11 protein-coding genes are annotated in these 13,107 nt (G+C 56.6%); 7 read left to right on the top strand and 4 right to left on the bottom strand.

What is annotated here, in order from left to right:
- The first annotated feature begins 20 nt into the window (after window positions 1-20).
- Window positions 21-1,196, top strand: a complete 1,176-nt coding sequence (fadA, locus tag ACMG4O_RS07940) for an acetyl-CoA C-acyltransferase FadA (protein WP_194855863.1) — start codon at window positions 21-23, stop codon at window positions 1,194-1,196.
- 91 nt (window positions 1,197-1,287) lie between these two features.
- Here fadA and ACMG4O_RS07935 read toward each other — a convergent pair whose 3' ends face one another.
- On the bottom strand, window positions 1,288-1,935 hold the full coding sequence (locus ACMG4O_RS07935) for a hypothetical protein (RefSeq protein WP_414434831.1): 648 nt from the start codon (window positions 1,933-1,935) through the stop codon (window positions 1,288-1,290).
- Between the two features lie 1,137 nt (window positions 1,936-3,072).
- Between ACMG4O_RS07935 and ACMG4O_RS07930 the strand changes: the two genes are divergently transcribed.
- Window positions 3,073-3,900, top strand: a complete 828-nt coding sequence (locus ACMG4O_RS07930; RefSeq protein ID WP_414434830.1) for a hypothetical protein — start codon at window positions 3,073-3,075, stop codon at window positions 3,898-3,900.
- 96 nt (window positions 3,901-3,996) lie between these two features.
- Here the strand turns inward: ACMG4O_RS07930 and ACMG4O_RS07925 are convergent, their stop codons facing one another.
- The 3 genes from ACMG4O_RS07925 to ACMG4O_RS07915 all read right to left on the bottom strand — a co-directional run bounded on the left by ACMG4O_RS07925 (window position 3,997) and on the right by ACMG4O_RS07915 (window position 8,790).
- Window positions 3,997-6,582, bottom strand: a complete 2,586-nt coding sequence (locus tag ACMG4O_RS07925) for a DEAD/DEAH box helicase (RefSeq protein WP_414434829.1) — start codon at window positions 6,580-6,582, stop codon at window positions 3,997-3,999.
- Between the two features lie 389 nt (window positions 6,583-6,971).
- Window positions 6,972-7,424 (bottom strand): SRPBCC family protein, encoded by a 453-nt coding sequence (locus ACMG4O_RS07920; protein ID WP_414434828.1) that lies wholly within the window; start codon window positions 7,422-7,424, stop codon window positions 6,972-6,974.
- A gap of 97 nt (window positions 7,425-7,521) precedes the next feature.
- Window positions 7,522-8,790, bottom strand: a complete 1,269-nt coding sequence (locus ACMG4O_RS07915; RefSeq protein ID WP_414434827.1) for a hypothetical protein — start codon at window positions 8,788-8,790, stop codon at window positions 7,522-7,524.
- A 218-nt stretch (window positions 8,791-9,008) separates the two neighbouring features.
- On the opposite strand from ACMG4O_RS07915, the gene ACMG4O_RS07910 reads away from it, so the two are divergent.
- Genes ACMG4O_RS07910 through ACMG4O_RS07890 form a run of 5 tightly spaced genes read left to right on the top strand, consistent with a single transcriptional unit; the run spans window position 9,009 to window position 13,105 of the window.
- A complete protein-coding gene (locus ACMG4O_RS07910) occupies window positions 9,009-9,644 on the top strand; it encodes a penicillin-binding protein activator LpoB (RefSeq protein WP_335628764.1) in 636 nt (211 codons plus the stop codon).
- On the top strand, window positions 9,628-10,863 hold the full coding sequence (locus ACMG4O_RS07905) for a hypothetical protein (RefSeq protein ID WP_370185504.1): 1,236 nt from the start codon (window positions 9,628-9,630) through the stop codon (window positions 10,861-10,863). The genes ACMG4O_RS07910 and ACMG4O_RS07905 overlap by 17 nt, the downstream gene beginning before the upstream one ends.
- Window positions 10,860-11,306: a hypothetical protein gene (locus ACMG4O_RS07900; protein ID WP_194855853.1), complete on the top strand. Its 447-nt coding sequence runs from the start codon at window positions 10,860-10,862 to the stop codon at window positions 11,304-11,306. Before ACMG4O_RS07905 ends, ACMG4O_RS07900 begins: the two co-directional genes overlap by 4 nt.
- Window positions 11,303-12,148 (top strand): hypothetical protein, encoded by an 846-nt coding sequence (locus ACMG4O_RS07895; RefSeq protein ID WP_414434826.1) that lies wholly within the window; start codon window positions 11,303-11,305, stop codon window positions 12,146-12,148. Before ACMG4O_RS07900 ends, ACMG4O_RS07895 begins: the two co-directional genes overlap by 4 nt.
- Window positions 12,149-12,178: 30 nt before the next feature.
- The gene (locus tag ACMG4O_RS07890) at window positions 12,179-13,105 is read left to right on the top strand and encodes a hypothetical protein (protein ID WP_142949478.1); all 927 of its coding nucleotides are present in this window, start codon (window positions 12,179-12,181) and stop codon (window positions 13,103-13,105) included.
- Window positions 13,106-13,107: the final 2 nt, after the last annotated feature.

Raw genomic sequence — 13,107 nt, 5'->3', positions numbered from 1 at the left:
CGGGCAAAGGAGATTTTGAAATGAGTTTGAATCCGAAAGACGTTGTCATCGTCGATGCCGTGCGCACCCCGATGGGCAAAAGCCGTAACGGCCAGTTCCGCAACGTGCGCGCGGAAAAACTGTCCGCGCTGCTGATCCAGGCGCTGATGGCGCGCAACCCCAACTGGAGCATCGAAGAAACCGAAGATGTGATCTGGGGCTGCGTGAACCAGACCAAGGAACAGGGCATGAACATCGCCCGCAACATTTCCATGCTGGCCGGCCTGCCGCGCACCAGCGCCGCGCAGACCGTGAACCGCCTGTGCGGCTCCTCCATGCAGGCCCTGCACAGCGCCGCCCAAGCCATCGAAACCGGCAACGGCGACGTGTTCGTGATCGGCGGCGTGGAGCACATGGGCCATGTGGCCATGGACCACGGCGTGGACCTCAACCCCGAGCTGTCCAAGTACACCGCCCGGGCCTCCAACATGATGGGCCTTACCGCGGAAATGCTCGGCCGCATGCACGGCATCACCCGTGAACAGCAGGACCAGTTCGGCGTGCGCTCCCACAAGAAAGCCTGGGAAGCCACCGAACAAGGCCGCTGGAAAAACGAGATCGTGCCGATCGAAGGCCACGACGCCGAAGGCCGCAAGGTACTCTGCGAAATCGACGAGACCATCCGCGCCAACGCCAGCCTGGAAGACATGGCCAAACTGCGCCCGGTGTTCGACCCGGCCAGCGGCTCCGTGACCGCCGGCACCTCCTCGGCCCTGTCCGACGGTGCCAGCGCCATGCTGGTAATGAGCGCCGAGCGCGCCCAGGCCCTGGGCCTCAAGCCCCGCGCCAAGATCCGCAGCATGGCCGTCGCCGGCTGTGACGCGGCCATCATGGGCTACGGCCCGGTGCCCGCCACCCAGAAAGCCCTGAAACGGGCCGGCCTGACCATCGACGACATCGACTACGTCGAGCTCAACGAAGCCTTCGCCGCGCAGTCCCTGCCGGTTCTGAAGGACCTCAAGCTGCTCGACAAGATGGACGAGAAGGTCAACCTGAATGGCGGCGCCATCGCCCTGGGCCACCCCCTGGGCTGCTCCGGCGCGCGCATCACCGGCACCCTGCTCAACGTACTGGAAGGCAACGACGGCCAGATCGGCCTCGCCACCATGTGCATTGGTCTGGGTCAGGGTATTGCTACGGTGATTGAGCGGGTTTAAGGATTCGCTTTATTCACTGTTGGTGATATGAAGAAGCCCCGGCGGGTTTTCCCGTCGGGGCTTTTTGTTTGGTAAAACTGATTCCTCAGATTTAATTCTCTTCAAATATTTGGTTAATCAGTTCGGCCAGATCGGTCAAGACTTCTACGGAGGTATCGGAAAGCCCTGTGCCTTCGTGAAGGTACATATTCCTAATCCGCCTTTTTCCATGAAGGGCTTTTTCAGCTACACGCATCGCTCGAAGTTCAGCGAGAATCTCCTCCTCACTGGGGGTAGGAGATGGCACTGGTTCTTTCCCCACCAGCCCGCTGTGAATCATGTCTCGAGTTAACCTTTCCCTCACTGCACTTTCTGCTACTGCCCGGAAAGACACCATTCGTTCATCCGAGACCCACCCTTCGACCAAGGCTATTTTTATATAGTCTTTAAAGCTTTTTGGGCGCCTATGCCGGAAACGAGTCCCTACAAGCTCGTATTTCTCTTTCAAGGAACTTTCTAGTGCCATGTAGCCAATAATCTCCGCTGCTTGGTGCAGCCGATATGAGTAATAAGAGTACAAAGCTATATTTTTCGCATTTTCAAATATCTGCCGAACTGAAACCGGAACGCGATCCGAAATTTTGATCTCAGCGATACAGCCGTGCCAATACTCGATACTAAAGTGCTTGTTTCTAGGATCAGGAAGATGCAAACGATCAATAGACTTCAGTGCATCTTCATCGCCAATAACATCATTCATTAATCACCCGAACATCTATTATAAATTTTCTATTACTGACATAATTATCCGGAACAAACACCAAACTTGATCGTCAAATCTGTGTTTATTCAACAATGAAACCCCAAACGACACAGCACACCGGTCTAAGACTTCATTTCTTGGGCCGATTAATGCTTGAGGCAACCAAGAGCCTGCAAGGGCATTCATAAAAAATAACGAATTTGGCGCGGTCTAACTTAATCACAGAGCTATCATGAATAGCCCATAGACCGCCACTGTCTCTACCCGATAGATGCACGGTCCCGTCAATTTGGTGGCGAAAGCGCACCGCGTTGGCGGTGCGCATTGTGATGACGACACAAGCTCTGGACGGGTGCCTCTGAGAATTTGACGACATGTTCTTGGTCACCTTATTGAAGGTGGCTTCTTCAGTGGGGCAGGCACCTTGACGCAAAGCATTGATTTCACCAAAACCACGAACATTCTAAAATGTGATTCGGTTCAGCCATCGCTTTGGACAATCCCATGGTTTGCTCCCATCCAAGTATCAGAGGTACTCTGCTTAACGCCCAGGAAAGCGATAAGGGCCAGTATAGGCATTGCACCATGTAAATTGGTTTGAACTAGGATAACGCTAATGTGATTGACGAAATTAAAGTCTCAGCTTCACTCACAACCGATAACAAAAATTCCCGATGAATTATGCAATAGATGCCTTTAATAATAACAATATTTTCAAACAGCTAATTTCCAGAAGGGGATCTTCCTTCTGAAAAAGATGGAGAAATCAATGGCTTTACCGCAAGATCAAGAAGAAGCGCTTAAAAGGTCTATTCATGGAACGCTCGTTCAGTGCCAAATACGAGATAGCAAGGTAGACATACCAAAAATATACCCCCATGTCGAGGCGGCAGCGCTGAGGGCAAAAAAAAAACGGCGGGAAAACTCAACCAAGAGGAAGCCGAAACATTAATTTTCGAACACATATTTCAGTTTGCAGCAAACAACTTTTTACGGACGCCAGTTTCGGGAAACCTGAAAGATCTAACACATCATATCATATTTGGCTCTCTAAAAGAAAAAATCGTAAATTCGATTATTTGTTCCACGAAAAAATATTCGATCTATGTACCGATATCTACCTTAGGAAAAAACATGGGGCATGATGAGTATAGTCTTTCACCGACGGCATCAATAGTATTCTGCCCTAGAGAAATAAAAAATCTTTACCAAAAAAACAAGCTTGAATCACTTTTTAGGGGACTTCAAAATCCAGAACATATTGCATTTCTGCGAATAAAAGGGGAAGGATACCTTTATCCATCTTCAGAGGTGAGACTTTATCGAGACCTGAACGATAGAGCCAGGCTCATAATCGAACTCCTTCATATTCAGAAAGTAATAAAATTCTCCAGAAGCAGAAACATACAATATGGAATAACAAAAACAAAAACCGAAACAATAAAACAGGGTTTCATTGTAAACGAGAGCGCCCAAAACGAAAAACCTGTACAATATGACATTCCAGACGACATGAATTTTTACTTGTCCAACACCACCCAAAATGAGGGATTAATACTAGATAGAAGTTTTTTTTCCAGCCTACGAGAAAACTACTTATCAGGACTAAGTAGAATAGAAAGCGGGGAAGAGCGAATATTATCAGCAGCCCTTTGGAGTTTTGAGGCACGTATAGATAGCTCCCCCACCTCGTCATTCATAAAAACATGCATTGCGTTAGAGGCATTACTGGGCGAAGACAGCGATAGGTCGAACCTCACCGATAAGTTAGCAATAAAATATTCATACTTGCTGGGGCGAAACGCCCAAGAAAGAAAAAAAATAGAAGCGGATTTCAAAAAAATTTATCACCTCAGATCAAAACTGGTCCACGGATCATTAAAAAACTCAACCCCACTAGAGAGAAGCTTAATAAAAAAAGCTCGAATACTTTTAGAATTTTCTCTGATCAAAGAATTGTAAAAGTAGCGACAATGTACAAACATAGATCATTGATGATGAATTGATAAAAAAACAAGCATCATGAAATGAGGATTCATTCCTCAGACTAGCTGTATCTCAATCAACAATTGTCATTGTGTCAGCAGCAAACGGCAGTTTATTTAGTATCGCTTTAATGGTTAAACCTTCAGATTCAAGCTTTCTGGCTGCCTTGGCCCGCCAAACCAAATCGCCGCTCCCAGGAAATTCGCCCTTCAACTCACGTATAACACCTATTGCATTTTGGGCCCACAGCAAGAAGTCTGCCAATTCCCAATAAAGAACCTCGTCGAGGTGAGGATCGGCACCAGATTTTGCCTTCGTACAAGGAGTAATAAGAATAGGATACACATCCATATCAGCCACCCCCGATAGATTTTTCTTCATCCATTTAGGGTGACCAGAAGCCTGTCTCGCCTTGACGGCCCCAAATATGGAGCCAACATCAGCTTCAGCGTGGGCTTCGAAAACCACACCTACTTGATTTCCTAACCACCATGGATCGGGTGCCGCATCTGTTTCCCGGTTACCCGAACTAAGTCCTAAGATATCGCCGAGCTGCATCAACGCCGATTCAAACTTGGTGAGATCCTGCATGCCTTGATGGATCTGAGCAGTGCGTTTATCAAATTTATTGTTGTTCACCGTCCCCAGTGACGTAAACCTTTCTTCTAGGCCTTCAACCTGAAGCAAAGTTTCAGTGTCGCATCCAGCTTCAGCGGAGTTCTCGATACCATTGATTTGCCTAGATAGTGAGCTAAGCCAAGAGATTGCTGGAGCAGCTTTTTTGGCATTACTAAAATGCTCCTTCGCTGCAGAGTCATACGGATCACCAGGTGATACAGACAGTCGAAGAGCAACAGCACCTGCTAGATAGTGCCACATCGCTCGATACCCTCTAAGACTTTCATGATGCAGCCGCCCCAAAATCTCTCTTGCGGATGCGAGTGCGGAATTATAATCTTTATTCCACATCGCCTCTTGATAAATTATCTCTCGATCAACGACGGCCTCCAGTTCAGCCATTGCTGGATACTCTTCCTGATTAAAACTTCCTATTGCGCTCCTTATTTCACCATCAGCATCAGACCAATCTTTTCCATTCTCAATAAACATCTCGAAATTTTCTAATATTCCCTCGGCGGAAATATCTTTGGATTGATCAACACCAAAATATAATTCGGCATGCAGCTCCGGAGGAAAATATCTCCAGTTCCTATCATCAGCAAGAAAATCCACTAGCTCAGTACCGGTAACGAATACGGCCGAGCGATCCTGCAAAGACCTGGTACATCTTCCCATAGCTTGAAGAACTCGAGTCTGAACTCTATCGTTATATAAAGAGGAGGCGCCCATCTTTGACATTAAAAATCGTTCTTGCAAGTTCATCGCTTTTGGGAGACCGTCTACACACAAAAGACGACATTCATCGCCGGGAAAATCTATTCCGTCATAACGATTTGCCAAAACCGCCACCGCTTTTTGCTGATTAACAAACGGTGCTTTATTTTCCTCTATGTCATCTTTAGTGAAAACTTCAAAATCATCAAGATTATCACTTATTAAACGACAGTGGTGATCTGCCTGAGGTGTGGAGGGCGTCAAAACTACCGAGCGTCCTGCTTTTTTCTGTGCATGCAGTCGAAGGTTGTCCGTCTCCTCGCCTGTTAAAGAAAGAGTTGGAAAAATAAAAAATCGACGTCCAACCCCCGAACTCTGAAAGCCGTCGGGGGCGGGTAGTCTTGCGACACTCTTCCGGCCTGTTAACCGCTCGAGGTCGCCGCCAATACCAAGAGTCGCCGACATAAAAATACGCTGGCTGGGTCTTGCAAATGGAGCATGTGTCCAAGTTGGTGGTATAACCGGTCGAATTAGAATACTTGTTGACCCAAGATATATGTGACAAGAGTCAATATGATCTCTGAGCAGAGACCACGCGAAATGAAGATTGGGCGAACTCGAACTCGCATGAGCATCTATAAGCGAAACAATGTCATCCTGAAATTTTAAAACCAAAGGTGACGGAAGCTTTTCGACCCATGTTGCATCAGCCACCTCCATCCAATGTCCAGTTAACCTTGAATGTTCTTGTGGCGTAATATGAGACCTCAAAAACTCAGTGAACTCTGCATGGAGAGCTGTGCCTGAAAAGATTTCTAATGACCACATTTTGGCGATATAGTTTTCCGCCGCATGCGCGTCATCAACAATCACAAGATCAGCGTCATCAAAAAAAGGTCGTATGTTAAATAGCCCTGAATACGTGCTAACTGCAACCTTACTACCCGTTTTATAATCCGCACGGTCTGCTGGAGAGAATTCACTTTTCTGTCCTGATAGATCAACTACATCAATACCATACTGTTCTCTTGCCTGAATAACTGTCTGCCTAACCAACTGTTTGGTCGGACACAAATATACAGATCGATCACCATTTTTTACTCGCCTCCAGTCGGCTATTAAAAGCCCAACAAGAGTCTTTCCGCTGCCAGTCGGCAATTGCAAAGCCACATCCGAGCTATCTTGGTAGTTGTCGGCGTACGCTTCTAGCATCTCCTTTTGATGTGGCATTACATCAGGATGTTGTCGCTTAGTTAGGCTTTTAAAGTGCACTGCCGGATTAGCTGATACTTTACTTTCAAATGTTTTTGATTTAAATGCCATAAATATTCTATTCCGTACTGAAAAACCCTATTTCTGGTCAAAGAAGCATCGGAACACGCAATCAATGCTGCTCCCGATCAGCGCCGTTCGCCGGGCGTCATGCCGCGAATGGTGCTCAGGCTTGGAATCACCGTGGCCATTAGGGTCAGCCCCGGCGGGCAACGGCTTCGCGGGTGGTTGTTTCAGAGCCCATAGCGGGCCGGCGGGTGCGCTCGCGGACAGACATCCCTTTCCCCCTGAATCATTGTTTTCTTCGCCTTGCCTCTCCGGGCCGGCGGTTATTATTTTGTGATGCAGGTCCGAAATTACACCATCTTGTGGCGCAAATAAAAGCAAAAAAGCCCGGGGACATTGCCGCCGGGCTTTGCAGGTAATCCGACAATCGCGCGTTATCCCTCGTCCGGAATCTCCGGATCCACCAACTGCGCAAGCTGGATCAGCGACTCCTGCCAGCCCTGGTAACACATCTCCGCCGGGATCACGTCGGGCACGCCCTCCTGGACGATGTGCAGCTCGGTGCCGCCGAGCACGGCTTTCAGGGTGACGGTGACCTGCATCTCTCCGGGGAGGTTGGGGTCGTCGAACTGGTCGGTGTAGCGGATGCGTTCGTTGGGCTTGAGCTCCACGTAGGTGCCGCCGAAGGTGTGGCGGCTGCCGGTGGTGAAGTTGGTGAAGGACATGCGGTAGCCGCCGCCTTCGCGGACGTCGCTTTCGTGCATGGTGGCGGTGAAGCCGAAGGGCGGCAGCCATTTGACCATGGCGTCGGGGTCGGTGAAGGCGCGGTAGAGGCGGTCCGGGGTCCCGCGCAGGACGCGGTGCAGGCGGATGGTTTGGCCGGTCATGGGAGTCTCCTTTTGGTTTGGATATCCCATGGTCGAACCCTGGATAGGGATTTCGACACCGGACATTCAGGGCGCGCTCCGGCGCGCCCTGAATGCTTTAAAGCACGGGTATTAAGGTTTGCGTGGTGCCGCTGCGGCCTTCGTGAATATGCTCCCAAGTCGCATCCACTTTGGGTTCCGCGTCGCTCAGGTCGATGGTGGCGTCGACCAGATAGCCGGCCATCGACATGCCCATCAGGCGGATCGTGTTATCGCCCGTGCTGACCACTTCGGCGATAACAATGTCTGCGTACTCGACGTCGTTCTCAAGCTGCTGAGAAGGCGGCCCTCCTTCAAAAGAACCGAACGGCGCGCCGTCCAGCCCGCCGCCCGCTGCGGTGTGGATCACGAAAGGAGCGTCGCTGCCCTCGCCGATGCCGATGGCCAGCGGCAGCAGATCCGCGAATTCCTGGACCAGGTCCAGGTCATAGAGCGGATCAAAGGTCAGGCGGCGGGAGGCTTCGAAACGCGGGTAGTCCTCGCCCGCCGGCTGACCGGATGCCTGCCCTTTCGCGATGGTGGCATCGATAAAGTAGGTGGCCCCGCTGCTGCCATCGATCTTGAAATCCTCGCCGGTGCCGACGGTGCTCAGCCAGTCCATTCCTTCTTCGAAGCCGGTGGCCGTGTAGCGCCCATCGACGGCCCGATTGCTGCCGTAGACGGCGCCTGCCCGGGTGACCAGGAAGGTCATACCGTTCATCGTGTCGGGCGTGTGGCGGACGGTACCGCGATACAGCCCGGCGTTGCTCAGGTGCAGGGCCATGACCACGTGATCTTGGGCGTCTATCACCGGGACCAGCGGATAGGGCCCACCGGGCAAATCGGCGGTGAGCATGTCCAGCGCGGAGGCGATGGCGGTTTCAAAGGCCACCGGATCCAGGCTGAAATCGATGGCCAGGCCCAGGTCCAGGTGCGACGCGGGATCGATCTGAATGCCGTTGGCCAGGTCCTGGTCGGCGTCCAGGCTGATCAGGAAGCGGCTGATATTGATCACGGTGTTGTCGTTTTCGTCGGCGCCGTCGCCGGCCAGGTCCGCCGGGGTGATGAACACCGTATTGCCGTTCACCACGGCCTCGCCCAGTTCAATATCGCCGATCAGAAAGCGTGCGGTGGCGCCGTCCGGGCAGCGCAGCACGCCCTGTTCGCCGGTGGTTTTGGTGCTTGAAGAGCCGCAGGTGTAGTGCAGGCCGGTGACGGCGTTGTCCACGAAGTGCGCGGTGCGTGTGGCGGTACCGCCGCCGCCGCTGCTGGAGCTGCTTGATCCGCCACAACCGGTGATGGCCAGGATCGCGACGGCAGCCGCCCCGGCGAGAAAGGTCTTATCCATGTTATCCCCCAAATTCCATGTCAGCGCGCCCTTGCTGTTATGCGGTCCTGGGCACGTCGTTGCATAAGTCTAGGGAAGGCCCACGGGAATGCTGTGACCCAAAACACACTCCGCTTACCCCATATGGGGTATGCGCGCCCTGCTCCGCCCTGGCTACTCTTGCCCGCATGGGGACGCCGGTGTCTGTCACCGGCGCATACAACAAGACGGAGCAGGACATGAAGAGACGTCATCTGATGGCGGGCCTGGGGGCCCTGATGGTGATGGGGGGATGCACGCCGTCCTCGCAGGTGGATAACGTGGCCGGCCAGGCCTCGGTGTACGAGGACCCGTCGTCCTCGGGCCGCGTTCAAGGGGTCGGCATCGAGTCCCAGGACGTGGTGGCGATGACCGACGAGATGATGCGGGACATGCTCTCCAACCGCATTCTGGCGGCGCGGGACGTGCCGCCGCGGATCATCATCGACAACGAATACTTCAAGAACGAAAGCTCTTCGATCATCAACACCAACCTGCTCACCGACCGTCTGCGCGTGGAGCTCAACCGCGCCGCCAACGGCCGGATGGTCTTTGTGGGCCGCCACTTCGCGGACATGGTGGAGAAAGAGCGCGAGCTCAAGCGCGACGGCGCCGTGGACGGCGGCACCATCCGCCAGACGCAGGCCACCGCCGGCGGTGATTACCGGCTGGGCGGGCGCATCGCCTCGCTGGACGCCATGGACCGCAACAGCCAGACGCGCTCGCGCTACCACCAGGTGACGTTCGAGATGATCGACCTGGAGCTGGGCACCATTGTCTGGAGCGGCTCTTATGAGATGAAGAAGGCGAGCCAGGACAATGTGCTTTATCGCTAAGGCCGGGGCGCCGCTGGCCGCCGCCTTGCTGCTCGCCGGTTGCGCCACCGGGCCCACCCAATACGAAACCCGCGCCCTGGACCCGGACCAGCAGGCGGTGGTGGCGAGCAAGCCCGCCGCCCTGCAGCCGCTCTACCAGGACCTGTTCGAGGAAGGCCGCCGCAACGAGGTGCTCAACCTGATGGAGATCGGCGCCGCCGCCTTCCACCGGGGGCACTACGACCTGTCCAAGGCGGCGCTGGACCGGGCCATCGCCAATATCGAAAGCGTCTACGCCGACAACGAGGCGGCCCACCGGGCACGCAGCCTGTGGTACGAGGAAGGCGAGAAGGACTTCAAGGGCGAGCCCTATGAACGCTCCATGGTGTTCTATTACCGGGGCCTGCTGTTCCTGCGCGACGGCGATTACGGCAACGCCCGCGCCAGCTTTATCAGCGGGCTGCTGCAGGACGCCTTCGCCGAGGAGGAGCAGAACACCACGGATTTCGCCTCGCTGATCTATCTGGCGGGCTGGTCCGCCAAGCTGGCCGGCAGTAACACCCTGGCCGAGCAGCACTTCGAGGAGTACCGGCAGTTCCGTCCGGACGGCCCGGTGCCCGCCGCCGACCACAACACCCTGGTGATCGCCGAAACCGGCACCGCGCCGCGCAAGCTGGCCGACGGCGTCGGCCATTACGAGCTGGTTTACCGGCGCGGCAAGCGGATCCGCGCCCAGGGGGCGGAGCTTATGCACGGTGGTGACAGCGTCGCCCTGTTCCCGGTAGAGGACGTGTTCTTCCAGGCCTCCACACGGGGCGGGCGCACCGTGGACCGCATTATCGAAGGCAAGGTGCAGTTCAAGAAGAACACCCAGGCCACCGGCGACGTGCTCACCGCGGCCAGCGGCAACAGCGCCGTGGCCGGCCTGAGCATGGCCGCCGGCGGCGGTCTGGCGGCGGGCTTTCATACCGTGACCGCCATCGGCGTGGCCGCCCAGGGTTTGTCCGCGCGTTCGCGCACCGAGGCGGACACCCGCTACTGGCAGCGCCTGCCGGACGGCCTGCATGTCACCACCCTGCGTCTGGCGCCCGGCGCCGGGCCGCTGGAAGTCCGTTTCCTGGACGCGACCTCGCAACCGCTGCCGGACGGCACCGAGACCGTGCCCGTGCATTTCGATGACCGGGGCAACGGCCTCGCCTTCGCCAGCAGCCGCCCCACAGAAGAAGGAAAGCCACTATGAAAACCCTGATCGTCAGCGCGCTGCTGGCCGCCGGCCTGGTCGTCACCGGCTGCCAGAGCAGCATGAGCAAGGAAGAGTTTCAGCAGCGTACCGAAGACACCGGCTACAACACCGTGATCTTCACCGACTACGACCTCAACCGGCGCTTCAAGGACGGCCTCACCGGGCCGGACAACGTGATGCGCCTGTCCACCACCGGCCACGGCATCGAGCGCACCGACACCGGCACCTCCCAGGTGTGGGTGGAGCTGCGCAACCACACCGACTTCAACTACATGGTGGAAGCGCGCACCTCGTTCTACTCGCAAAGCGGCCGCCCCCTGGACGCCCGCCCGGTGTGGCGGCGCATCTCGGTGCCGGCCAACGCCCGCGCCGTGTACGAAGAAAAATCGGTCAGCACCGACCGGCTTCAATACCGCGTGGAAGTGAGGCAAGCACGATGAACCGACAACGGCTGATCCGCTTCGCGGCCCTGGGGGCGGCGTTAGCGCTGGCCGGCACCGCCGGCGCCCAGACCGATCACTCCCCGGCGCCGATGATGGCCCCGGCCAAGGCCCCGCTCAGCGAAGAGGCTTACCGGGAACAGCAGGCCCCGGGCGGCCGCCGGGACGACGCCGACACCATCACCGCCCGCTTCCGCGAGCGCTTCAGCGGCGACGGCGAAGCGCGCATCGCGGTGCTGTGGAACGAGGCGCTGTCCAGCCGGGTGAGCGACTGGCAAAGCCGGCAACGGGCCACCGTGGGCGTGCGCGGCGAATTCGAAGCGAGCGGCCCGGACGGCGACAGCCAGGGCAACGCCCAGGGCCAGGCCACCGCCCAGAACGAATACCGCGACGGCGAACGCCCCACGGATAACCGCGCCGCCCACGAGCTGCAGTCCGGGCTGATCACCACCTTCCGCAGCGCCGGCGCCAGCGTGGTGGACCGCGCCCTGGCCGCGCGGCTCACCGACAACGCTCTGGAAGACGGCAGCTTCTCAAGGCTGTCGCCGGACAACGCCCGCCTGCGCATGCGCGCGCTGGCGGAGCACGCCGACTTCGTCATGGAGCTCACCGCCGGTCCCTCTTTCGAGGACCAGCCGGTCTACCAGGTGCGGGTGCTGTCCACCCGCGACGCCTCGGTACTGGCGGTGTTCACCAGCACCGGCCGGCGCGACAACGACGAAGACCCGCCCTACCAGTGGGTGGCCACGGATCGGGGCTATCAGAAACGGGTACAGCCGGTGTCCCTGGCCGAAACCGGCCGGGAACTGGCGCTGCAGACCATGGCGCGCATGGCGCCGTAACAACATCAATCAAGCAGTAGGGGAACGACGATGACTTTTTCCATAACTCACGCAACGCGGTATGTCCTGCTGGCGGCGGCGCTGGCAACCCTGGGGGGCTGCGCCACGCCGCAACAGCAGGCCCAGATGCAGGCCTGGCAACAGATACAGGCGCAACAACAGGCGCTGGCGCAGGAGTCCGGCAAGATCGGCGCGGTGTTGGCGAGCGACGCGCAGGGCCGCGTCGTGATCGGTACCCTGGTGCCCGGCGCACCTTCGGACCAAAGCGGCGAGGTGCACACCGGCGACCAGCTTCTGGCGGTGGCCGAAGGCGACGGCGAACCACAAAGCGTGGGCGGCAAATCGATGCTGGAAGTGCGCCTGATGGTCCAGGGCGAGCCGAATACGCCGGTCAGCCTGGTGCTGGCCGGCCAGGACGGCGGCGACGATCGCACGGTGACCCTGACCCGCGCGGAGATTACCCCGCAGCAGCAGCAAGCCCTGGAAGAGGTACTGCAGGCCGAAGCGCAGGCTCGGGTCGAAGGGCTGGCGATTGAGGACAACTCCGGTGAATACCTCAGCCCCTACACCAGCGACGGCGTCACCGCCGAGTGGGTGAACAAGGCGATCAACGCGAAGATGGGCTCGGCGGCGGGCTCCGCGGTGGGCGCGGCGGCCGGTGCCTACGCCGGACGCAAAGCCCTGGAGAGCGTGCCCGGCGGCAGCCTGATCGGCAGCTTCTTCGGCGGCATGGCCGGTTCCAAGGCGGGCCAGAACGTGGGCCGCGACGCCGCCATCCAGGCCTCCGGCGGCTGGGAGTACATCCGCGAGACGTCGGATCTGTCGTTCCGCTCACTCAACGACATGGCCCGTTGGATGACCACGGTGCACGGCCAGAAGAGCAACTTCCAGGAAGTGCTCAACGCCACCCTGCAGGTCTACCCGGAGCTTCAGCCGGCGCTGGCCAGCGCCCGCTAAAC

The organism is Alloalcanivorax venustensis (assembly GCF_047495515.1).
Lineage (GTDB): Bacteria > Pseudomonadota > Gammaproteobacteria > Pseudomonadales > Alcanivoracaceae > Alloalcanivorax > Alloalcanivorax venustensis.
This window is presented reverse-complemented; position numbering and strand designations above follow the sequence as displayed.